Below are 21,644 nucleotides of genomic sequence, written 5' to 3' on the forward strand. Positions count from 1 at the left end.
TTATTTTACCGAACCCGTCATCCCTGCGACAAAATGCTTCTGCATCAGGAAGAAGACGATTGCGGTCGGCAGCGTTGCGATCAGAATAACGAGCATAATTACGCCGTAATCCGGCGAATAGCCGGAGCCTAAGTTCGAAATCAGCAGCGGGACCGTTCGCTTCTCCGGCGATTGCAGCACGACGAGCGGCCACAAATAGTTGTTCCAGCTGGACATGAACGTAATGATAGCGGCAGCCGCATACGTCGTCTTCATCGTTGGGACATATATTCGGAAGAATACCCCAAGTTCGCTCAATCCGTCAATTCGTCCCGCTTCGAGCATATCCTTCGGAAACATCTTGGTGCTTTGACGGAAAAAGAAAATCAGAAACGCCGTCGTAACCGTCGGAAGAACGACGGCCGACATCGTATCGATGCCGATCGCGGGCAACGTCTGCGATATGCTGCCGAACATCCGGTACAGCGGCACCATAAGCGCCGCAAAAGGGATCATCATGGACAGCAGCAAAATGTTGAATACGATATCCTTTGCCTTGCTGCGGAAGACTTCAAAGCCATAACCGGCAAGCGATGCGATCAACATCGCGAGAAGCGTCGTCGAAATCGAGACTTTCGCCGAGTTGAGCAGCGCGGGTACGAGATCGATCGAATCCATGACCTTATTGAAATTGTCGCCTAAAGAGGATCCGGGCAGCAGCCTTCCCTTCGTGACGTCAACCGACTTATTCGTCGCGCTGACGATCATCCAAAGGAACGGAAAAATCGAGACGACCGCCGCGATGCTCAAAAACACGTAGGTAAACGTCCGTTTAACCATTTTTATCACCTGCCAGTTTGAACTGAAGCAATGAGAAGATGACGATCAGAATGACGACGGCGTAAGAGACGGTCGCCGCATAGCCGAAATCCGGCGTATATTTGAACGACAGGTTGTAGATGTACTGCGAAAGCGTCATCGTGGCATTGCCCGGACCGCCTTTCGTAATATTCATGACCTCGTCGAACAACTGCAGCGTGCCGATCGTCGACGTAATCGACGTGAACAAAATAATCGGCTTGAGCAATGGAATGGTGATTTGGCTGAACTGGCGGAACGACGAAGCTCCGTCGATGCGCGCCGCCTCATAGATGGAAGCGTCGATGTTCTGCAGCGCAGACAAGTAGAAAATCATATTATATCCGGTCCAACGCCAAGTAATGGCGATAATGATCGTAATTTTAGCCCAGAACGGGTCGGTAATCCACTCGATCGGCAGACCGACGAGATGCAGCTTCAGCAGCATCGTATTGATCAATCCGTCTGCGCCGAACAAGTATTTGAAGATAACCGAATAAGCGACAAGCGACGTGACCGCCGGCAAGAAAATCGCAGTCCGGAAAAAGCCCTTCAGCTTCAAGTTATTATCGTTCAGCAACACCGAGAAAAACAAGGCAAGCAAGATCATAATCGGAACTTGCACGATTAGATAGATGAACGTGTTTTTCAACGTGGTAATGAAGGTGGGGTCCTTAAATAGCCTTACGTAATTGTCTCCTCCGACGTAGGTCAGATTCCTCCCCGTCCCCGACTGAAAAGACATGAGAAACGCCTGAATCATCGGGTAGAAATAAAAGACGCAAATCAAAATGACGGCCAACGCAATGAATGCCCAGCCAATCGCATTCGTCTTTGCTCTAATGTTCATCGCTTTCGCTACCTTCACGGTTCCGGCATCCCCTTCCTAACCGCCCATCATAACGATGACCTTGAAGCAAGCCGCCCGCCGCTCGTCCATGTGGCCGGCGGCAGACGAGGATTAATGCTCCAAGGTCCCTATATGCGGTCTGTTTTATTTAACTTGCGCATCGGCCGTGCTTTGCGCATCCTTCAGCACTTTATCGAGATCTTTGCCGTTCAAGTAGTTCTGCATCTCGACGATAAGAATATCCTCGATCGCATACGTGTGCAGCCCATAGTTGACGTTCGGAATTTGCGCCGTCCAAGCCGCGAAGTCCGATACGGTTTTTTGCCCGCCGAAGTACTCGTTACCTGTTTTATAGGCTTCGCCTTCTGCAGCCGGCTTATAAGTGCCGATCGCGCCCACATCCGTAATCAGCTTCTGATACAGATCGGTATTGGAACCAAGCGTAGCGCCCAGGAATTCCGCCGCTTTCTCTTTGCCCGGAACATTCAGTACGTACCACGAGCTGCCGCCGAGGTTCGATGCATGCACCGAGTTAGGCGTTTTCGACAGCTTCGGTATCGGCGCGATCGCCCATTTGCCGGATTGCGAGGCTTCCTGCGTAATCGATGGCGTAAACCAGTTGCCCGTCGGAACGGAAGCGGCGACGCCTTTGTTGTAGTTGGCGATGAATTGGCTCCAATCGGAATGGATTTTCACGATATTGGCATCCATCATCTTCTTATAAACCTCGAAGGCTTCTTTCATCGCCGCATTGTTCGCGATATCAGCCGTTTTGCCGTCTTCTTTCACATACCACGAACCGGCGGACTGAATCATCAGTCGAATGATCCCAAGATCGTTCGGATCTTGGGAGATCCAATCGATACCCGTTTTTTCCTTTACTTTTTTGCCGATTTCGATATATTGCTCCCATGTGATGTCCTGCAAATCGGCCATTTTATAGCCCGCTTGCTCCAGCAAGTCCGTTCTTACGAACAAGCCCGCAACCCCGGTATCGAACGGAATGCCGTAATGCTTGCCGTCTACGCTGGTCGGTCCAAGCTTATATTCGGCAAAATCCTCCGCTTTGAACGAGCTGCTCAGATCGTAGAACATATCCGGATAAGCTTGCAGGAAGCTTTGCGCGCGGTAGTCTTCGATCAATACGATATTCGGAAGCCCTTTGGTCGTGCCGGAGCCGAGTCCCGTGTTCAGCTTCTGAACGATGTCGTTCTGGGCGCTTTCCACCACGTCAAGCGTAAAGTCGGGATTGGATGCCGCGAACGCGTCTTTGGCCAGGTTAATCGCTTTGACGTTAAAATTCTGATCCCATGCCCATACGGAAAGCTTGTTCACGGCCGCCGGCGCTCCGTCAGTAGCTCCGTTGTTGTCGTTATTCGTTCCGCATGCCGAAAGCACCAATACGCAAGCAACGAGCAATGCCATTAATTTCTTCATTTTCTAGACCTCCGCTCTGTATTCTGAGTTGATTCCCCGCCTGCCTGTACCCTATTAGCACCAGGAAAATGATGCCTCGTTAGAACGATCTTTACAACCAATTGTGTAATTATTATGAGTTGAAGTCGACAGTCCCATTCGGCTTGGACAATTTTTAGAATTAGAAATTTTTTTAGGCGCGGAGCAGCGGAATCCGGATTTTCACCCGCGTTCCTTCGACGCGTTCGCTTGAAATCGTGACGCCGTACCCTTCGCCGAACAGAAGTTGGATCCGGTCGTTCACATTGCGCACGCCGATTCCGCTGAACAGCTGATGCTTGCCGGCAGGCGTCGGCAGTCCGTTTCCGCCGTCCGTCTTTATGCCGTCGCCGTTGTCGACGCCGCTTCTCGTTACCGAGTACTGCGTCACAAGTAAAAGCCCACCCCGGGATGCCCATGCCCGAGGTGGGCTTCTTATCGCTCCGTACTTCCTATCGCTAGCCGATGATCCGCGCCGCCTGCAGAATGGCGATTGCGGCCCGCTCCCTGCGTTCCGCGTCTTCCGATCTCATGGCCGCCTTCAATATCCCAAGAGCTTCCCTGATCGTCTCTTCATCGATCCATTCCGATGCGAAGGCTGCCGGCTTCGTTAACAGCATCTCCATCTCGTCCGGGGTCACGGCACGCTCGAACATCCCGATTTCCCCTTCCCGATCCAGAAAAGCGAGCAGATCCGGATGCATATCCTCTCTTCGCAAGCTTCGAAGCCAGGTCACGCCTCGCCTGTGGCCGCTGCGATCCTCGGCATTATCGAAGCGATCGACATAATAATAGTCGCCCATATCTCCCAGATGCATGCGTTCTCCATCGTCAACGATCAAGTAATCGCCATCCTGCATGCTATGGGCGAACACGGAATACTCTACGGTTTGCCGTTCCAGTTCTTGTCCGGTTAGACGATGCTCCGCGGCTAATTTATTGATGAGTTCAGCCTTGCTTATCCGGTCCAACTCCCCGATCCCCGGTCTTCCGAAGCACACGTAATTGCCCTCTAGAAATTCCGGCAATCGGCTTGCTCCCTCCGGATTAGCTTTCATTCGATACAACCGCATCGGCGATCCCTCCAGAGCAACGATATTCGCTATTCTACAACAGATCGGGGGTTACCTATTCCGTTGGATTGACCGCGAAGATGGAATGAATATTGCCCTCCGGATCGGCGAAAAATCCGGTCGTATGCCCCCACTCTTTCGTCATCGGCTCGGTAATCGGCGTAGCTCCCTTCGCGACGAATTCTTCGTACAGATCGTGGACGGCTTTCGGGGAATCGCATTCGAAGTTGAGCTCGAAAGCCTGTCCTTTGCGTTCCTCGATGAACGAATGATGCTGGCGCGTATTATCGGCCATTAATGGCTTGGAGCATATCGCGAGACGAACGCCGGCATTCTCGAATTCGACGTAATGATCCTCTTCGATTACGACGGGAAATCCGATGACTTCGCGATAGAATCGAGCCAATGCGGACACGTCATTCGCCAATACGGTAATGCCCTCTAATTTAACTTTCAAGCGAAATCCCCCAGATCGATTGATTTCCAAATTATAGCACACCCAGAATTTCGGTTCCGCTCGGATATCCCGTCATCGTCCTTCGATCATACCCCTTTCGGGTAACGTCTCCGTAATCGTCAGTTCATTTCCGTCCGGATCCATGATCGTAAAATAGAGCCTGTTGCCTCTTAGCTTCATTCGCTCTACCGCGGCGCCTTCGCTAACCATCGAGCGGTAGGACCGAACGATCGCATAAGGATCCGCGCGCCGAAAGCCGTCTATGAACGCTTCGAACACTTCGATGCGAAGTCCGCGACGCGGGGTCGTCAGCACGGCGTCATTCCACGCTTCCGGGTTGCGCTCTACCGTCGACTTCAACCTCGCCCTCGCCCGGTGGAGCGCGGCTTTCACCGCGCCTTCCGATTGACGAAACAGAACGGCTGCTTCCTTGGCGGTGAAGGCGAAGACGTCGATTAGCAAAATAAGTACGACCTGCTTCGGCTCCAGCCGATCCGACAATAGCTCCAGCGCCTCCCGTACATCCCAATCGTTCCATTCGCCGTATGCACCGAACTGTTCTTCGTTCAACCGTTGCGGCTGCAGCTTATGGCTGCGGCAATAGTCCACCCATACGTTAGCCGCGATCCGGAACAAGAACGGCTTCGTGATTTCCCTCTCCGGAAATCGAATATGCCATCGATACGCCTTGACCAGCGTCTCCTGGAACAAATCGTCCGTATCCCATGCCGATCCCGACTTGAACATGCAGTAACGCTTCAGGTCTGTATGCATCGGCAGCGTCATTGTCGTGAACGAATCATACCCGTCGTCCGTACCTTCGCCCCTCATTCGCTCAGTCCTTTTTCGAATCGTTCCGATACTTCATCTTATGCGCGTAATACGGCGAATCCTGAAACGTTTCCACGATGTTGACCACGTTGCCGTCCGGATCGTACGTCTCGAAGAACCGGATCCCCGGATGCTCGTCGATCTCGCTTAATACGGCTCCCCTGGCTGCCAGCTCCCGATAGGACCGGCTAAGATCGAACGTTGTAAAATTGTAATAGTGCATCTTGAATTCCCCGGTTTCGAAATGTACGGGCTGCGGCTTCTCCACCTTCCATAGTACAATAAACGTTTCTCTGTTCGGAAATGCCAGTCCCGCTCTACGGTCTTCGAACTCGATCATTTCCATTCCGAACATTCTCATATACCAGTCCGCCGACTTCTTCAGATCCGTAACCGGAATGAAGATGTTGCTGACTTGCGCGATGATTGGGTCCACGGCCGATTCATCTCCTTTACTTGATTTTATCCTAATAACGTTTGAAATTCGCGAATAGATACGGGAGATATGAAATTTCACCTCGGTCAGATTGACAATGGAAGATGAATTAAAAAAACAAACGATCGCGGATCTGGTTCATGCGAGAAAAGCTAAGAGCAAGAAGGAAAGTGGTGCTATTCGACGATGGCACCAATCGGAATCGAGTTACGCATGAATCATGGATTTATCACTCGAGATGGGATAAAGCCGCCGTCTCGGTCAATCGATCTGACGACGGAACGTTTTTGACTGAGCAGCTAATAAAAGAAAACTCAAGCGACAGTTAACTCCGGTCAAAAAAAACCCATTAATAAAAAATTACAATAGTTTGGTCGGAATTTAACAAACAAAGGATATTATTTTTTTATGCCAACCATTTTGGTAGATGAGCGAAAAACGATCTTGAGAAAGGATTTGATTGGAGAATGAAATTACCAAGGAAGCATTTATCCGTTGCTTTATTATCTCTGCCAGTACTTCTAAGTTCACTGAGTGGAAGTTATGCGAGCGCGGCGACAACAGCAACACCAGCAACAACAGTTGCTCTGCCAGCGCCGCCATCTTGGGGGTATTTTGTAGACAACTACAAAAATAACGTTTCTGCTAATAACACGGTAAATTCAAATCCGACAATCGGGTTGCTTTCCGGATTTAATGAGCTTTGGACACCTGGCGCTACCTGGGATACGGGTACCAAACTAAACAGTAAAGTGCTGGATGCCAACATTCAAAAAGTGATAGACATTGCTGCTCGCCGTACTCCCAGCGAGGCGGATGCCGCCTATTATGATGATCGTAGAAAACAGAGCTACAGCGTTATCGATGGCCTTGGTTCGCTTACCGATGTCTATCGGCTTAACGCGGGGGCGACGACAACGATCAACAGTATTCCGGCCGATGCCACGACTGTTAAATATGATGATGCAGGAGGCCCAGATGAATACGGTGCAGGCGACCCGACTTCCAGTCTCGGCAGCATCGTGACGTTGGTCCATACGTTCCGCAATAGCAACGCTTCAACGTCTTCGGCTAAAAAATATTATAAATATCCTCGCCCGTTTCGTTGGAGCAGCCCTGACATCGTTGTTCCAACGCTGAAGCCTGCAATCAACTCCGATCCGTCCAATGACGGCGGCTTCCCTAGCGGCCATACCAATGCTGGATATATCAGCGCGATCGCGATGGCGTATGCTATACCAGAGCGTTACCAGGAGCTGCTTACGCGAGCTTCGGAACTCGGACACAACCGTATTGTTGCCGGTCATCATTCGCCGCTTGATGTCATGGGAGCACGTGTCATGGCAACAGCGGTATCGGCTGCCGTCTTGTCCGATCCAATCAATAACACGATCAAGCAAGCGGCTTATGATGATGCTCGCAGCAAACTATTAACGCAAACGGGTACGGCGGTAGATCGATTCAGCGATTATGCCAAGAACAAAAAAGAATATACGGAACGTTTGACCTATGGATTTAGTCCGATTCATTCAACGACTAACCCCATGGTGGTTCCTAAGGGAGCGGAAGTCCTGCTCGAAACACGTCTGCCTTACCTGGACAGCACGCAACGTCGTTGGGTTTTGGCCACTACCGGTCTTCCATCCGGCTATCCCGTGCTTGATGATCCTGAGGGATGGGGACGGCTTAATCTCTTTGCCGCCGCGGACGGTTATGGTGCTTTTGCCAATAACGTAACAGTAACAATGGATTCTTCCAAAGGCGGTTTCCATGCCTCGGATCGCTGGCGCAACGATATCTCCGGAACCGGTAAGCTGACCAAACAGGGAACAGGCACTTTAAAGCTGCAGGGAAAAAACACTTATTCCGGCGGTACGCAGCTCAACGGAGGCACGCTTGAGGGTGATTCGGAGACGGCTTTCGGGAAAGGCGACGTTACGAATAACGGCGGAACTCTCACTGAAAATGTGTCCGGACGGCTCATCATCGGCGGAAATTACACGCAAGCTGCCAAAGGTACGCTTGAGCTTAACATTGGCAGTAAAAATGATCTGCTCGCTATTAAGGGCACGGTGAAAGCTAATGGAAAATTACGTCTGAATTTTACGAACAAATATGTGCCTGCCAACGGCGTCGCTATCCTAACTTATGGCAAGCATCAAGGGGTATTTTCTTCTATAGAGACCGTGGGTTTACCAAGCAAGTACAAAGTGAAGGTTATCTATAAGTCCAATAGTATCCAGTTAAAAGTCACAAAATAATAAACCCGGTAAGCTCTCCCAGAACTGACGCGTCATAGAGGTCATATACCTCTATGACGCGTTTTTTTGCATCAAATTTTGATCAGTGTTTTGGTATCGAGAATAAATTTACCCGCCAGAAGGTTGATCCACTCTTCCGCCGAGAGCGGCTTGCTGAAGTAATACCCTTGATAGGAGTGGCAATTCAACGTTTTTAACGTTTTCCACTGCTCCTTGGTCTCTACCCCCTCAACGACGATGGCGATGCCTAACTGCTTGGCCAATCCGATGATGGAGCGAATAATGACGCGGTTTTTGCGGTTATGGGCTAGACTCTGCACAAAGCTCTTATCCAATTTCAATTCCGTGAAATCCAAGCGGGACAAGTATTGAAAGGAGGAGTAACCGACTCCGAAATCGTCAAGCGAAAACGTATAGCCGAGCTCCTTTAATTGCCGAATCGCGTTTTGAGCTTTGTCGAAATGATGCATGTAAGCCGACTCCGTGATTTCAAACATGATTCGGCGGGGATTTACGCCGTGCTTTTCAGTGAGCCGGATAACGGACTGAGTAAAGTCCGGTTCCATCAATTGATAAGGCGACAGATTAACGGACAGCACGATCGGAACACGGTCCTTCATGGACGACAACCTCAAGAAGCCGAATGCTTTATCCATAACGGCCTGCCCGATATGCCCGATTAATCCCAGCTTCTCCGCAAGCGGAATAAACAAGTCGGGAGATACGGCTTCGCCGTTGCGATTCCAACGGATCAAAGCCTCGACGCCAACGATCCGGTGTTCGTCCACGGAAACTTTAGGCTGATAATACACCTCCCATTCCTTATTTTCCACGGCTTTGAATAGATCGCACTCCAATTCGGCAAGCCGCCGCATGTTCCTGTACATCTCCTCGGAATAGAATTCGAACAACTGATGCCCCGATTCGGCCGATCTCGAAGCCACATCCATCTCCATGAAAAGGCGATCCATGGGACTGTCGTTCGAATGAAGTTCCGTCGCGCCTACGACCGGTTGAAAGAAAATGCCGTGAAAAGCGGTATCGCGGAACATCCTTCCTATACGTTCCATCAAATCCGTGCATGATTTCCGATTTCCGGCATGCAGCACGACGAACCGGTTCGAACGAAAGCAAAGCGCTTTTTCCGCCCAGCCGAAACAGCTTAACGATTTTGCGATTTCGTTCCGAATCCGCGTTGCCCGTTCGTCTCCCAGAAGATCGGCGATACGATCGAGATTGCGTACATGGATTAACAAACAAAAGACGCTTTCAGAGGAACGTTTCTTTCCCATAAGGCTGCGGACAACCGTCTCCGTCTGCATGAACGTGCCGTTCCAATCCGCTTCGATCGATCGGGAAATCATCGCGGGTGTTCCTCCTTTTATGTTTGGACAGGAATTTTCTATACAAAAAATAGACATTTTTTCAAAAATGGATGACACAATAATGGTTATTTAGTACAATCAGACTAGTTCTTCGGAATGAAAATCATTATCATATACGAATAAAGGCACACTTGTCGAAAGGCAAGGCCGCAAAACCGTTGGGGCTAAAGCGCGGTATTCACCGCGTCATGCCAGCCTGGTCGCCGAAATATGAGACAACCCACTCTATTTTGGTGGGTTTTTTTCGTCTCATGGGCCATTTCACATCGAGAGGGACAAATTGCTTAAGATCACGACGTTGCGATGGTCTCTGAGATCCAGATCATAAGGTATCAACACTTTCGAGCCGTCCGCTTCGCGAATGATTCGAACGATCGGCCTGTGGTTCAGTTCGCTGTCGACGCTGGTTACGATCCCGATTTGGCCGCTGCTTAATTGAATGACCGACGACACCGGATAAACCGAAACGTTCTTCAAAAAAATCTGCACCAGCTCCAAGTCGAAATCGTAATTGCCGGCCGCGAACAAATATTCCATCGCATCTCCCGGCGAGAACGCCTTTCGGTGATGGCGCGGCGACATCAAGGCATCGTACAGATCGGCAAGGCCGACCATTTGAGCTTCTACCGGGATATCATGAAATTTGAACCCGAATGGATAACCTTCTCCGCGGAATCGTTCGTGATGCAGCAACGCGCATTTCGCGGAAGCTGCAGGGATTCCCGGAACGGATGACAATATTCGATATCCTTCCGTCGTATGGCGTTGAATCAGCTTCATTTCCTCCGGGGTAAGCTTGCGCTGCTTTCGGATTAATTCCGCCGGCATCAAGGTCATTCCGATGTCGAACAACAAAGCGCCCAAGGTTAGCTCGTATAATTTGCTTTGATCGTAGCTTTGGGCAATTCCCATCACGGATGAAAGGATCCCGACCCGCAGCGAATGCTCGAACATGAAGCGGTCCGTTTGGAGAAGAACGCTGAATTCATCGATCAATATCCGCTGGTTGATGATTTCTTGCCAGATGTTGCGCAATATTCGTCTATTGCCGGGATTACGCATCGGCGCTCCGATATTTTCTAAATTAGGGTTCGACTCGCTGAAGTCTTGCATCATGGATGCAGCTTCCATTCTCGCTTTCACGTTTTCTTTCAGCGCCTCCCTGTCATTGTCGGGAAGCAGCTTCAAGGATAAACCGGCGTTGGAGTAGGCGCTTGGCGAGAGCTTGCCTTTGAAGCCGATCAATTCGGAAGGTTGAACGTACACGGAAGTAATCCCTAAATCCTTCAGCCGCCGGATATAATTTTCGGTCAGCGTCGTACCTGTCTCCAGCATCGTATTGCCGCCTTTTCCTAAGACGGGCTTGGCAAGAACCGATCCAGGCATTAATCCCGATACCGTAACCTCTTTCATAACGAACCGCTCCTTTTAACCGCTCTTCTCTAAATGCGCCTTCCGACACCTTCTGACCCAACTTAATCCGCAATAGATAAGACGAGAGAAGGACGTGTCTTACAATGCTGATAGTTGGACCCTTATAAGGAGGAACGCTGATGAGCCAGTCCGTTGTATGCCAAGCTCCGATCCCTTCGTTTGAAATGACTGACGAGCAAATAATCAATCTGTTTCTTGCGTCCTATCGCGACCGATCCGAATATACGATCCGCAACTACCGGTTCGCGATCGAGCGCTTTCGCCAGTTCATCTATCCCAAAAGGCTTGGCGACGTCCAATGGACGGATATCGAGGACTATAAAAACGCATTGTTGACGGGGCGCTTCACAAGCGAAGGTCGAAAGCTGTCTTCCGCCTCTGCCGCAGTGCATCTCGCCTCCATTCGGTCTCTATACAAATGGGCCAGCGATCCCAATATCGGACTGCTTCCCCATAATCCAACGACGCCGATTCGCCTGCCCCGAATCCATATCTCGGACCGAAACCGCTACTTGACCATGAATGAGCTCGAAAAGCTGCTTGCCGCACTGAAATCGCAAAGCAACCGAAACCATTTACTGGGGCTGATGCTTGCCTTGACGGGACTTCGGGTATCCGAACTCGTCCGGCTGCAATGGAATGATTTTCAGGAAGCCGTAATGGGAAGTTCCATATGGCTTATCGTCAGAAGGGGCAAAGGGGGAAAATCGCGCGACGTAAAAGTGCCGGACATCCTTTGGGAGATCATTTTGAAATACCGCAATGATCAGCGTCTTAACCCGGGGGAACCATCTGACAATCGGGTTTTCCCGATTTCCGTTCGTCAGGTCGACCGGATCTTGGTCAAAGCCCGGAAGTCGTGCTCTTTGACTAAGAAAGCGACCCCCCACTGGTTTCGCCACACCAGCGCTACTCTGGCGTTGCTTCACGGCGCATCGCTTCAGCAAGTTCAACAGTCGCTGGGACACACGGATATTACGACAACGCAGCGATACCTGCATACCGTGGAGCAGATCAAAAAATCAGCTCCCGACTATGTAGCCGATAGCTTGAAGGGATTTTTGGAGTCTGTCGAGAAGAAGTGACAAGCACTCGCATAATGTGCTAAAATAGGACAAATTGAGTGCCCCTGTATGGGCCTTTCGTAGGTCCAACTATCAGCATTGTGCGCCTGACGATGGACTTTTATTCCTTTATTGAATCACGGAGCACTTCTCCCCGCAACTGAATGTAGCCCGGCTTATAATAAAAACAACCGCTCTCGGATTGAAATCCGCGGAGCGGTTGTTTTCGTATTTCCAACGGCTGGTTCATTGCGCGCCGGAAACGATTTTGGGGTCGCCCGCTCAATCGTCCTCCAGCAGTTCGGTCAGCTCCGCGCGATCGGCCTCGTCGGCCGTTCGGTGAACGGTGCCGTAGGGGTGTTCGCCCGGCGCGTAGATGCTGTAGATTTTGAGCGGTTTGTTGCCCGTGTTGACGACGTTATGGAACATGCCGGCGGGCACGAAAATCGCGCTATCCGTCCGCGCCGGCTGCTCGAAGGTAAGATCGCCTTCGCTCGGTCCCATTAGCACGAGGGCGTCGCCCTCCTCGATTCGCAGGAACTGATCGATGTTTTTATGTACTTCCAGACCGACCTCGCCGCCTACCGGGATCGACATGACCGTGACTTGCAGCTGCCCGCCGGTCCAGATCGCGGTGCGGAACGTTTCGTTATCCACCGTCAGCTTTTTGATATCCTCCACATACGGTTTGCGGCCGAAATCCGTCTTGCTATCGTAATCCCGCTGCGGAATCGAGAGCAGGTATGCCGCAAGCCCTACCGCCAACAATCCGGTTATCGCAAAAACGATCTTTGCTCCAAAGCCCGCCCAAGCGAATCCGATCGCCAGCGTTCCGACGAGGGTGGCGACAGCCTGAAAGGCCATCATCGTGCCAAGGCCGGTAGCACGGTCCTCTTGCTTAATATGAAGCGACATCCACGCGCTCGTCAGGCCTTCATAGACGCTCTGGAACACCGCATAAATGACGAAAGCGGCGAAGACGAGCGTGAGCGGCAGCTCGTTCTGGCTGAGAAGCATATACGTCGCGCCCAGCGACAGCGTACCGATCGCGAATGTTTTGGCAAAGCCGATTCGATCGCTCAGCGAGCCGAGATAGTAGATGAGAATGGCGCCCGTCAGGTTGTAGGCAACGTAGGCGCTAATGATCAGAAGATCGCTCAGTCCCAGCTCGCGGGCGCGGAGCAGCAAGTAAATATCGGTGCTTTTCATCAGCGTAATGACCGTAATGAGATACAGAACGCGTTTATATTGGACCGTAGCCGTCTGGTAGTGCGTCTTCAGACGGCGGTACAACCCTTTCATGCCGCCCTTTTCGGCGGTGGGCAGCTCCGTCTTTTCCTTCGACTCCCGAATAAACCAGCCGGCAACGACGGCGCCAATACCCGGCACGACCGTCAGGCCGATAATAAGAGGAATGTTCTCGCTGTAAAAATACATAATCGCCAGAGTAATCAACGGACCGAGCGTCGCGCCCAGCGTATCCGCCGCGCGGTGAAAGCCGAATACCCTGCCGCGGGTTACCGGGGTGGACACGTCCGCGAGCAAGGCGTCGCGCGGCGCATTCCGCACCCCTTTGCCGAAGCGGTCAAGCAGACGAAAGCCAAAGATCGCCCAGTACGCCGGGAACACCGCCATTAGCGGTTTTGCGAGCGCCGAAATGCCGTAGCCGGTATTCACCAAGCTTTTGCGCCGCTGAAGGCGGTCGGAGTAGATCCCGCTCGCGAGCTTGATCATGCCGGCAACAAGCTGCGTCATCCCTTCGATCAAACCGATCAGAATAACGCCGTACCCGATATCGCTGAGATACAGCGGCATAATGGGATAAAGCATCTCGGTGGCGATATCCGTAAAAAAGCTGACGATCGACAGAACGATGACATTCCGGGTTAAAAAGGTTGCCGTTTTTCGCTTCGTTGTTATGTTCATTGTTTAATAGGCCAGCGTAAAGGCCCCTCCTGCCGCAATATGGGTTTCATTCGAAAGACTCGTGAGCTTCGGCGTGGAGTTGTAGGCAGTCGTTTCGATCCCGGGCGTTTGCTCGTTCTTATTCGCGCCCCACGCCCATACTCGTCCTTCTTCATCCAATCCAAGGGAGAAATCGTGGCCGGCGGCAATACTCGTTATTTTCGGCAGACCCGCAACCGCTTCGGGTTCGAACACCCCTTCGAGGTTGCCAAGGTTTTTGCCCAATTGGCCGGTGTTGTCCGCGCCCCATGCCCACACCTTCCCGTCGCGATCGAGCGCCATCGAGTGGCGCGTGCTGGCAGCGATCGCCACGATGCCTTTCAGCCCCGGAATGGTCTCGGCCGGTACGATATCCGCCGTCGGATAGCCAAGCTGACCGTAGGCGTTGCAGCCCTTCGACTTGACCGTGCCGTCGGCTTGAAGAGCCAGCACGTGGCCGAAGCCCGCCACGATTTGGGTGCTGCCGGCCAGCTCGGGTATTTCAATCGGCGTCAGGCTGCTCACGGCCACGAACCCCTGAAACTCGCAGATCTCCTGCGTGTCGCTGCTGCTGGGGTCGGCGTTGGCGTCCACATAGTAACTGATCCCCGTCGCCGACTGTCCGATCAGCCGCATCAGCTCGGCGAACGACCGTTTGGTGTCTTTCTCGCACTTGGCGCCCCAGCCGTACACCTTGCCGTTATCGAGCGTCGCAAGCGAGAAGCGATGCCCGGCCGCTATAGAAAAGGCTTGGCCCGGCAGGCCGATCTTAGTCGGTTTGCGCAGATCAACCCGATCGCCCGTGCCCAGCTGCCCGGCGATGTTATTGCCCCAAACCCAAACACGGCCTTCGCGGTCGAGCGCCAAACTATGGCGAAAGCCTGCGCCGATCTCGGCAATGGGAGGCAGTCCCTCGATCTTTTGCGGACCGCTCACGATACCCTTGGCGCTGCCGATCCCGACTTGACCGTACGTATTATCGCCCCAAGCGTACACCGTGCCATTCTCGGTCAGCGCCAGCGAATGGTCGAAGCCGGCCGCCACCTGCGACACTTTTTCGGGAATATCGATCATGCTGCTCGTGCCGCCGGTGGAATAATTGGCCAGCTGACCGAGGGCGTTCTTGCCGTTGCCCTTAATAACGGTCTCGCCGGCAACTCTTGCGGGAAGCAGGCTATAAATCACTCCGGCAACCACAACGATCGCGACGATTCCAAATAGAACGGTAAGCGGAGAAATGCGTCTGCTCATCTTCTAGTTGGCGGCCAGCCGGTAATTAATGTTAGTCGTCAGAACGCCGTCAACGGTCGTGAAGGCGACTCGGTTGTACGCCGGCAAGCTCTGGGCGATATTATCTTGATCGGCGGTCATCTGATCGCCAGCCTGGCTCGGGATGATCAGCTGCGTAATGACGCCTTTGTAGCCGTTAACCGTCGTATTGGTATGGATGTGGCGCGTACGGCCCGTGTATTCGCCCGGATAAATCGTGGTGTATTCGTAGTACCCCTTCGAGTCGGTCAGCACGTAGCCGCGAAGCGAAATCTCGTCCGCGGTGTAATTGCTGGCCGCGCCATTGGAGTTGGGGTGGTAGCTGCCGCTGTCGTCGGCATGCCAAACTTCGATCTTGGCTCCCGCGACCGGCGTCGTGCCCGTAGCCCCCGCATAGACATAACCGCGCACCTTGATCTTGGTGCCCGTCAGGTTGTCATCGTTCAGGTTGCCGTTCGTCAATTGGCTTGTGCCCGTAACATAATAAGGCCCTTGCGTAACTTGCTGGGTCAATCCGGTGTCGTCGGTTGCCGTTATAGCGGAACCGGAGGAAGCGGAAGTCGTTCCGCTGCCGGAAGTCATGCCTTCCGGCGGTTGGCCGCCCGGTCCGCCGTTGCCGGGACCGTTCGTAATGATGACGGTTTTGGTCGTGTTATCGAACGAGACGTTCGCGCCCAGCGCTTGGGTAACGCCGCGAAGCGGCACGTACACCGACCCGTTATAGATGAACGGCTCCATCTCCTTTCCGGATCCATCCTTCAAGGTGACGGACTGTCCGTTCACGGTGACTTTAATATTGTTATAAGTTACCGTAATCTTCTTCTGCAGCGACTCGGCGAACGAGGTGAACGGAAGCGTCAAAGCGGCGGTCAACACGATTCCGGTAATAAAGCCTTTGCGGCCTGTCGTAAGGTTTCTGAGCATGCGAATTTTCCTCCTTTGTTCTAGTTAGGGGCGATTCGGTAGTTGAAAGTAGTCGTCGGAACGCCGTCGACGTCCGTGAAGGTAACCTGGTTGTACGCCGGCAAGCTCTGGGCGATATTATCTTGATCGGCAGGCATTTGGTCGCCGTCCAGACTTGGGATAATCAGCTGAGTAATGACGCCCTTGTAACCATCCGCCGTCGTGTTGGTATGAATATGGCGCGTACGGCCCGTGTATTCGCCCGGATAGATCGTGGCGTACTCGTAGTAACCTTTCTCGTCGGTCAATACGTAACCGCGAAGCGATATCTCGTCGGCGCCGTAATCGGTTGCCGGACCGTTGCCGTTGGGGTGGTAGCTGCCGTTATCGTCGGCATGCCAAACTTCGATCATGGCTCCCGCGACCGGCGTCGTGCCCGTAGCCCCCGCATAGACATAACCCTGCACCTTGATCTTAGTGCCGGTCAGGTTCTCATAGTTCAGGTTGCCGTCCGTCAACTCGCTCGTACCGGTAACATAGTAGGGACCTTGAGTGACTTCCTTGGTAAGCCCGCTATCGTCGGCGGCCTCCGTCGAGGCGGAAGCGCTGGACGTAGCGCTAGGTTCCGTCGAGGCGGAAGCGCTAGACGTAGCGCTAGGCTCCGTCGTGGTGCTGGCGGTAGAAGTTTCCTCTGCGGATGGCGCATCGCTGCCGGTTGCCGATTCCGAAGAATTATTGTTGGAACAAGCGCCGAGAATCAGCATAACTGCCAAAATGGAAAGGATGAATAAACTATGTTTTTTCATATGTTTAACCTCTTCCTTGTATTTGCATCAACTTACGCTTTATCTAATACAAGCTCCAACTGCACGGTGAATTCATTCTCGGTATCCAGAACGACCGAATGCGGATTGGTCATGCCGAAATCGGAGAACGTCACCATGGTCTTGCCGGACAGAAGCAGCTGCCCGTCCCTGTACATTGCGTTTGAGTCGAACGTCACTTCTTTGTCTTTCCCTTTGATCGTCAATATTCCCGTAATCGTAAGCGGGACTACGGTTCCTTCGCTCCACTCGGCCGGTACGGACGAGAAGGATTTCGTTTTGAAAGTCGCCTGCGGATATTGGGCGACCGCAAGCAAATCATCGCGCCCCTTCACATCGTTGTCCCGTTGGCTGTTGCCCGAATCAAGCGCGGTCATATCGACGACCCCTTCGCCTGCCATGGACGCAGCTTCGTTCAGATCGACTGTCCATGAGCCCGTCACCGCTTCGTCGACGAAGTTGACCGTTTCTTTCGACGTCGTGACCGACCAATAGACCTTGGAACCGTTAGCGATACTCCATGCGCCGTTCAGCTTGTCGGACGATACCGCCGCACCAGTTGCACCCGTTGTCGCCGAAGCTTCGCCAGCCCCATTCGTCGTCGCCGTCTCTTCCTGCGGAGCCATGACCGACTCGATCTCCACATTGTTGCCGAGATAGCGGTTGAACGCCTCATAAGCACCGATTCCGATCGCAATCACTGCAATAACCGCCGCCAAAATGATAACCTGCTTTTTCTTCATAATCTCTCTCCTATCTATTTAGCGAGCGCACATTCGTGTCCATTTTATCAGCCCAACATGTCTAACAGATGTCGATGTACATAAAAATGGAATTTACTCGCAGCCTCAGGCTGAACGAATATCGCATGATTGCCGGGTTTCCCGACGGTTGTTACAATGGGGGCAACAAGGTCGAAAGGAGCTGTCCGCTTGAAAACGATTTTGGTTGTCGAAGACGAACCCGCGATCGCCCGCGTATTGACCGCCTATTTACGCAAAGCCGGCTTCGGCGTTACGCTGGCGGCGGATGGACGGAAGGCGCTGGAATCGTTCTCGCAGGAACCGCCCGCGCTCGTTCTTCTTGACGTGATGCTGCCGCATATCGATGGATGGGAAGTTCTTCGCCGAATTCGCGAAACAAGCAGTTGTCCGATCATCATGCTGACCGCCCGCGACGGGATCGACGACAGGCTATCCGGACTGAACGGCGGCGCCGACGATTACATGCCGAAGCCGTTCATACCGGAGGAAGTCGTCGCTCGGGTTCAAGCGGTGCTGCGCCGGCCGTCGCAATGGACGGACGGGGGCAGACAAAGCCGCTTCGGCCGCTTGAGCATCGATTCCCTCGGCCAGCGCGTGACCCTGAACGGCGCGGAAGTCACCTTGATGCCCCGCGATATGGCGGTGCTGCTTTATTTGGCGGAACGCCCGAACCGGACGTTTACCCGGGACCGGCTCATCGAGAATGTATGGGGAACGGATTATGAAGGAAGCGACCGCGCGGTCGATTTGTCCATTAAGCGGATTCGGCAGGCATTGTCCCATTGGCCTGCCGAAGAAGGGGAAATCCGGACTTTACGGGGAACGGGGTATCAATTTTGGATCGAAAACTGAAGCAAACTTCCATCTTATCGTATTGGACCCTTCGATATTTCATCATCCTGGTCATCGGGCTGCTGGCGCTTGCCGCTGCCTCCGTCTGGTGGACCAATCGGGAAGCGATGGATAGCCGCATGCAGACCGGCGAACTGTTCGCGCAGGATATCGCAAGTTATCTTGTCGATCCTGCCGGAACCGTCGTTATCCCGCGGGACATGAATGACTATATCAAGAAACACTCCCGGTTTTTCAAGATCGGACCCGGGTTATGCGTTATCGTGACGGATAAAGATGGCAAACTTCTTTACTCTAACGAGCCTATGACGCAAGCGGATCTTCCGAAGAAGCTGAACGAGAGACTCGATAAATCCCGTCTGCGCGGATTCAAGGCGATTCCGGTTCCAATTGATAACGACGGCATAAAGATCGGGCAAGTGACGCTGCTTCAGCCGACCGAGTCTTTGACCAATCGGCCTGAAGTGCAATGGGTGATCGCTTTGCTGCTCGTCAGCTTGACCGCGCTCGGTTGGCTGATGATTTATTTGCTTTCCAGAAAGCTGGCGCGCCCGATTCGCAAAGTGGCGTCCGCTGCCCGCGAAATCAGCCTCGGGCACTACGATATCCAGATCAATGCGAGTCCGAAGGAGCGGGAACTGGGCGAGCTCATCGTCTCGTTTAAGGAAATGGCCGGCAAACTGAAACAATTGGAGCATTCCCGTGCTTTTATGCTGGCAGGATTGACGCATGAGTTGAAAACGCCCGTGACTTCCGTGAAAGGCCTCGTTCATGCGGTCAGAGAAAAAGTCGTTCGAGACGAAGAAGCCGACGAATTTCTTGAGATCGCCCTTCAAGAGACCGGCAGGCTGGAACGAATGATCGTCGACCTGCTCGATTACAACTCTTTGGCAGCCGGACTCGTCCAGGTGAGCCACGAGCGACTGGATGCGGCCGCGCTTCTGTCGGAAATCATCTATCAATGGACGCTGCACCAGGACGAGGACATCCGCGAGCCTGAACTCTCTCTGCCCGGACGTTTGATCGAGGTGGAAGGCGACCCGCTCCGCATTCAGCAAATTATAGTCAATCTGCTCAATAACGGCGCGCAGTCCAAGCATCCGGACCGCCCGCTCCGAATGAACATTTCCTTGCGCGAACGGAACGACGGATACGCCGAAATTGTCGTCTTCGACAACGGCTCCGGCATCCCTCCATCCGAACAAAGCCTTGTGTTCGAGCGATTCTTTCGCGGGGAGAATAAGAAACATACCGTACGCGGGCTCGGTCTAGGCTTGGCGTTCAGCAAATTACTCGCGCAAGCCCAGAGAGGCAATCTCGAATTGAGAGAAAGCTCCGAAATGGGAACCTCGTTCGCGTTGACGGTGCCGCTATGAGGGTTCAAAGGAAACAACACCGCTCGTCCCATCTACCGTGACCCGATCTCCATCCTTCAGGATGGACGTCGCCGCCTTCGTCCCGACTACGGCCGGAAGCTTATATTCCCTGGCAACAATGCTCGCATGGGACAAGATCCCGCCTGCATCGGTTATGAGGGCCCCAGCAATCGAGAATAGAACGGTCCATGGCGGCGTCGTCGTTCTACACACGAGGATATCGCCTTTATTTAGCTTTGCGAAGTCGTCTTGCCCGTAAATCACCTTAATTTTCCCCGTATAGATCCCCGCGGAAGCAGCGTATCCTTTAAGGATTTTCGCTGGATCTTCCGTAGGTTGAGGCAGACCGAAGATACGTTCGATGACCGGATCCGGCGTCTGAATGGGTTCGACGCCAAAGAATGGGCTCGGCTTCCGGTTTCGATCTTCATTAAATCTGTTTTTATTCTGCTCCACGACCTCATGGAGAGGCTTTGGCTCCTGTAAGACCTCCAACAAATCGTCCAGGTAGATAAAGAAAATGTCCTCTTCGCCAGTCAGAATCCGATGACGCACCAAGGTGCGTCCTATGTTCTTAAGGAAGTAGCGCGACTTGGCAGCTATCATGGCATCGATGTAAAAATGATGATCCTCGTCAACGCCCCAACAGCTTAATGCCCAGTTATACATTGTCTTAAATCGTTCCGTCGGTTCACCATCGGGAAGGCGTTCGAACAGTTCCTTCGCCTTTGCGTTGCGTTCGGCCATGACTTCCTTGAACTCCGCGTCGAAATCGTAATCGCTTTGTACATAGTTCTTAATGATTGACAGGGCATAAGATGGATTCTCAAACCAAGTCTCTTCCGTGAAACCATGGGTATTCGCCGTACGGTGACCATAGATACTTAAGAAATCCTGCAGTTCCTTCATGAAGGCCCTGCCCTCAGCCGAATGCCCCAGCGTTTCGCTCGGATTCTCCGATGTCTCAAGAATAGAGCGCAGTAAAGCGGAGGATTTAACCTGATTGGCTAAAAGCCATAACCCGCGGTCGGTTTCGAGGGACATATTCATGATTCCCTGCATGAGATCGTAGACCTCGCTAGGATCCTCTGCTTCGGTCACCCGTCCGTAAGCTTCCTCCAACGCAATTGCCAACAATGTTGGAGGTATGCTGATTTCAAAGTGGTATTGCCACGCTTTCGTATAGAATTGCTGCAATTCTTCCACATACTGCAGGGCTTCTTCCATCGATATCGGCCCAGCAGATCGTTCCGACAGTTTATTATAAAATGGCATATAGAATTCATTGACCCTGGTCTCCATATACGACCTGATCTGCGGAAAAAACGCCATCATTTTCATCTTATGCTTGACCATTCTCTCCTCGAACGGCTCAGGATGAGGAGGCATCATCTGATAATAATAGCCGTTATCGGACTTCACGATGAATTGGGCGATCGGCATTTTCATGTTCTCGAAGGCTCTTTGGGATCCCGATGTTACGGCAGGCATCATAAAGGAGGCAAACAGAGGCGTTAAGGGTCTGGGGAAGTGCGTATCATCCAGCATCCAATATCCTTGCTGTTTATCCGTTTCGCTCAATATCAAGCTTTTCTTCAAGTCCGATAAGCGGTTCATCCCGTTTCTCTC

20 protein-coding genes and 1 riboswitch are annotated in these 21,644 nt (G+C 52.5%); of the genes, 4 read left to right on the top strand and 16 right to left on the bottom strand.

Annotated elements, in window-relative coordinates:
• The 8 genes from ACFPPD_RS05975 to ACFPPD_RS06010 all read right to left on the bottom strand — a co-directional run bounded on the left by ACFPPD_RS05975 (position 1) and on the right by ACFPPD_RS06010 (position 5,939).
• Positions 1 to 819: a carbohydrate ABC transporter permease gene (locus ACFPPD_RS05975; RefSeq protein WP_209750203.1), complete on the bottom strand. Its 819-nt coding sequence runs from the start codon at positions 817 to 819 to the stop codon at positions 1 to 3.
• A complete protein-coding gene (locus ACFPPD_RS05980; RefSeq protein WP_209750202.1) occupies positions 812 to 1,687 on the bottom strand; it encodes a carbohydrate ABC transporter permease in 876 nt (291 codons plus the stop codon). The genes ACFPPD_RS05975 and ACFPPD_RS05980 overlap by 8 nt, the downstream gene beginning before the upstream one ends.
• A 144-nt stretch (positions 1,688 to 1,831) precedes the next feature.
• The gene (locus ACFPPD_RS05985; RefSeq protein ID WP_209750201.1) at positions 1,832 to 3,124 is read right to left on the bottom strand and encodes an ABC transporter substrate-binding protein; all 1,293 of its coding nucleotides are present in this window, start codon (positions 3,122 to 3,124) and stop codon (positions 1,832 to 1,834) included.
• Positions 3,125 to 3,296: 172 nt separating this feature from the next.
• A complete protein-coding gene (locus ACFPPD_RS05990) occupies positions 3,297 to 3,533 on the bottom strand; it encodes a sensor histidine kinase (protein ID WP_209750200.1) in 237 nt (78 codons plus the stop codon).
• 67 nt (positions 3,534 to 3,600) lie between these two features.
• Positions 3,601 to 4,215, bottom strand: coding sequence for a hypothetical protein (locus ACFPPD_RS05995; protein ID WP_209750199.1), 615 nt, complete (start codon positions 4,213 to 4,215; stop codon positions 3,601 to 3,603).
• Positions 4,216 to 4,270: 55 nt separating this feature from the next.
• A complete protein-coding gene (locus tag ACFPPD_RS06000) occupies positions 4,271 to 4,672 on the bottom strand; it encodes a VOC family protein (RefSeq protein ID WP_209750198.1) in 402 nt (133 codons plus the stop codon).
• 72 nt (positions 4,673 to 4,744) lie between these two features.
• Complete coding sequence (locus ACFPPD_RS06005; protein ID WP_209750197.1) at positions 4,745 to 5,503, bottom strand: sigma factor; 759 nt, start codon at positions 5,501 to 5,503, stop codon at positions 4,745 to 4,747.
• A gap of 4 nt (positions 5,504 to 5,507) precedes the next feature.
• The gene (locus ACFPPD_RS06010; protein ID WP_209750196.1) at positions 5,508 to 5,939 is read right to left on the bottom strand and encodes a VOC family protein; all 432 of its coding nucleotides are present in this window, start codon (positions 5,937 to 5,939) and stop codon (positions 5,508 to 5,510) included.
• Positions 5,940 to 6,406: 467 nt separating this feature from the next.
• On the opposite strand from ACFPPD_RS06010, the gene ACFPPD_RS06015 reads away from it, so the two are divergent.
• Positions 6,407 to 8,200, top strand: coding sequence for an acid phosphatase (locus ACFPPD_RS06015; protein ID WP_209750195.1), 1,794 nt, complete (start codon positions 6,407 to 6,409; stop codon positions 8,198 to 8,200).
• Between the two features lie 71 nt (positions 8,201 to 8,271).
• Here ACFPPD_RS06015 and ACFPPD_RS06020 read toward each other — a convergent pair whose 3' ends face one another.
• Both ACFPPD_RS06020 and ACFPPD_RS06025 read right to left on the bottom strand, forming a co-directional pair.
• Positions 8,272 to 9,564 carry a putative bifunctional diguanylate cyclase/phosphodiesterase gene (locus ACFPPD_RS06020; protein ID WP_209750194.1) on the bottom strand — a complete coding sequence of 431 codons (1,293 nt, stop codon included), beginning with the start codon at positions 9,562 to 9,564 and terminating at the stop codon, positions 8,272 to 8,274.
• Positions 9,565 to 9,699: 135 nt separating this feature from the next.
• A riboswitch (cyclic di-GMP riboswitch) is annotated at positions 9,700 to 9,793 on the top strand.
• A gap of 53 nt (positions 9,794 to 9,846) precedes the next feature.
• The gene (locus ACFPPD_RS06025; protein WP_209750193.1) at positions 9,847 to 10,998 is read right to left on the bottom strand and encodes an HD-GYP domain-containing protein; all 1,152 of its coding nucleotides are present in this window, start codon (positions 10,996 to 10,998) and stop codon (positions 9,847 to 9,849) included.
• 140 nt (positions 10,999 to 11,138) lie between these two features.
• Between ACFPPD_RS06025 and ACFPPD_RS06030 the strand changes: the two genes are divergently transcribed.
• Entirely contained in the window at positions 11,139 to 12,104 is a 966-nt protein-coding gene (locus ACFPPD_RS06030) for a tyrosine-type recombinase/integrase (RefSeq protein ID WP_209750192.1), read from the top strand.
• Between the two features lie 261 nt (positions 12,105 to 12,365).
• Here ACFPPD_RS06030 and ACFPPD_RS06035 read toward each other — a convergent pair whose 3' ends face one another.
• The 5 genes from ACFPPD_RS06035 to ACFPPD_RS06055 are packed head-to-tail and all read right to left on the bottom strand — an operon-like array spanning position 12,366 to position 17,766.
• Complete coding sequence (locus ACFPPD_RS06035) at positions 12,366 to 14,009, bottom strand: MFS transporter (RefSeq protein ID WP_209750191.1); 1,644 nt, start codon at positions 14,007 to 14,009, stop codon at positions 12,366 to 12,368.
• Between the two features lie 3 nt (positions 14,010 to 14,012).
• Positions 14,013 to 15,278, bottom strand: coding sequence for an RCC1 domain-containing protein (locus ACFPPD_RS06040; protein WP_209750190.1), 1,266 nt, complete (start codon positions 15,276 to 15,278; stop codon positions 14,013 to 14,015).
• Positions 15,279 to 15,281: 3 nt separating this feature from the next.
• Positions 15,282 to 16,220, bottom strand: a complete 939-nt coding sequence (locus ACFPPD_RS06045; RefSeq protein ID WP_209750189.1) for a dioxygenase family protein — start codon at positions 16,218 to 16,220, stop codon at positions 15,282 to 15,284.
• Between the two features lie 20 nt (positions 16,221 to 16,240).
• Positions 16,241 to 17,005, bottom strand: a complete 765-nt coding sequence (locus ACFPPD_RS06050) for a dioxygenase family protein (RefSeq protein WP_209750188.1) — start codon at positions 17,003 to 17,005, stop codon at positions 16,241 to 16,243.
• Positions 17,006 to 17,037: 32 nt separating this feature from the next.
• Positions 17,038 to 17,766: a YceI family protein gene (locus ACFPPD_RS06055; protein ID WP_209750187.1), complete on the bottom strand. Its 729-nt coding sequence runs from the start codon at positions 17,764 to 17,766 to the stop codon at positions 17,038 to 17,040.
• Positions 17,767 to 17,955: 189 nt separating this feature from the next.
• Here ACFPPD_RS06055 and ACFPPD_RS06060 point away from each other — a divergent pair, with 189 nt between their 5' ends.
• Together ACFPPD_RS06060 and ACFPPD_RS06065 are read left to right on the top strand one after the other, a co-directional pair.
• Positions 17,956 to 18,639 carry a response regulator transcription factor gene (locus ACFPPD_RS06060; protein WP_209750186.1) on the top strand — a complete coding sequence of 228 codons (684 nt, stop codon included), beginning with the start codon at positions 17,956 to 17,958 and terminating at the stop codon, positions 18,637 to 18,639.
• Entirely contained in the window at positions 18,624 to 20,015 is a 1,392-nt protein-coding gene (locus ACFPPD_RS06065; RefSeq protein WP_209750185.1) for a HAMP domain-containing sensor histidine kinase, read from the top strand. The genes ACFPPD_RS06060 and ACFPPD_RS06065 overlap by 16 nt, the downstream gene beginning before the upstream one ends.
• On the opposite strand, the gene ACFPPD_RS06070 is transcribed toward ACFPPD_RS06065, so the two are convergent.
• Positions 20,010 to 21,632, bottom strand: a complete 1,623-nt coding sequence (locus ACFPPD_RS06070; RefSeq protein ID WP_209750184.1) for a PEP-utilizing enzyme — start codon at positions 21,630 to 21,632, stop codon at positions 20,010 to 20,012. The two genes, ACFPPD_RS06065 and ACFPPD_RS06070, sit on opposite strands and share 6 nt — an antisense overlap.
• Between the last annotated feature and the right edge of the window lie 12 nt (positions 21,633 to 21,644).

It is taken from the genome of Cohnella suwonensis (genome assembly GCF_042655365.1).
In the GTDB taxonomy this organism is placed as follows: Bacteria; Bacillota; Bacilli; order Paenibacillales; family Paenibacillaceae; genus Cohnella; species Cohnella suwonensis.

Bases quoted from the DNA above. Each gene is read 5' to 3' on its own strand.
- ACFPPD_RS06040 (WP_209750190.1), bottom strand. From the start codon at position 15,278: ATGAGCAGACGCATTTCTCCGCTTACCGTTCTATTTGGAATCGTCGCG.
- ACFPPD_RS06045 (WP_209750189.1), bottom strand. From the start codon at position 16,220: ATGCTCAGAAACCTTACGACAGGCCGCAAAGGCTTTATTACCGGAATC.
- ACFPPD_RS06070 (WP_209750184.1), bottom strand. From the start codon at position 21,632: ATGAACCGCTTATCGGACTTGAAGAAAAGCTTGATATTGAGCGAAACG.
- ACFPPD_RS06055 (WP_209750187.1), bottom strand. From the start codon at position 17,766: ATGAAGAAAAAGCAGGTTATCATTTTGGCGGCGGTTATTGCAGTGATT.
- ACFPPD_RS05980 (WP_209750202.1), bottom strand. From the start codon at position 1,687: ATGAACATTAGAGCAAAGACGAATGCGATTGGCTGGGCATTCATTGCG.
- ACFPPD_RS05985 (WP_209750201.1), bottom strand. From the start codon at position 3,124: ATGAAGAAATTAATGGCATTGCTCGTTGCTTGCGTATTGGTGCTTTCG.
- ACFPPD_RS06005 (WP_209750197.1), bottom strand. From the start codon at position 5,503: ATGAGGGGCGAAGGTACGGACGACGGGTATGATTCGTTCACGACAATG.
- ACFPPD_RS06020 (WP_209750194.1), bottom strand. From the start codon at position 9,564: ATGATTTCCCGATCGATCGAAGCGGATTGGAACGGCACGTTCATGCAG.
- ACFPPD_RS05995 (WP_209750199.1), bottom strand. From the start codon at position 4,215: ATGCGGTTGTATCGAATGAAAGCTAATCCGGAGGGAGCAAGCCGATTG.
- ACFPPD_RS06035 (WP_209750191.1), bottom strand. From the start codon at position 14,009: ATGAACATAACAACGAAGCGAAAAACGGCAACCTTTTTAACCCGGAAT.
- ACFPPD_RS05975 (WP_209750203.1), bottom strand. From the start codon at position 819: ATGGTTAAACGGACGTTTACCTACGTGTTTTTGAGCATCGCGGCGGTC.
- ACFPPD_RS06050 (WP_209750188.1), bottom strand. From the start codon at position 17,005: ATGAAAAAACATAGTTTATTCATCCTTTCCATTTTGGCAGTTATGCTG.
- ACFPPD_RS06015 (WP_209750195.1), top strand. From the start codon at position 6,407: ATGAAATTACCAAGGAAGCATTTATCCGTTGCTTTATTATCTCTGCCA.
- ACFPPD_RS06025 (WP_209750193.1), bottom strand. From the start codon at position 10,998: ATGAAAGAGGTTACGGTATCGGGATTAATGCCTGGATCGGTTCTTGCC.
- ACFPPD_RS06030 (WP_209750192.1), top strand. From the start codon at position 11,139: ATGAGCCAGTCCGTTGTATGCCAAGCTCCGATCCCTTCGTTTGAAATG.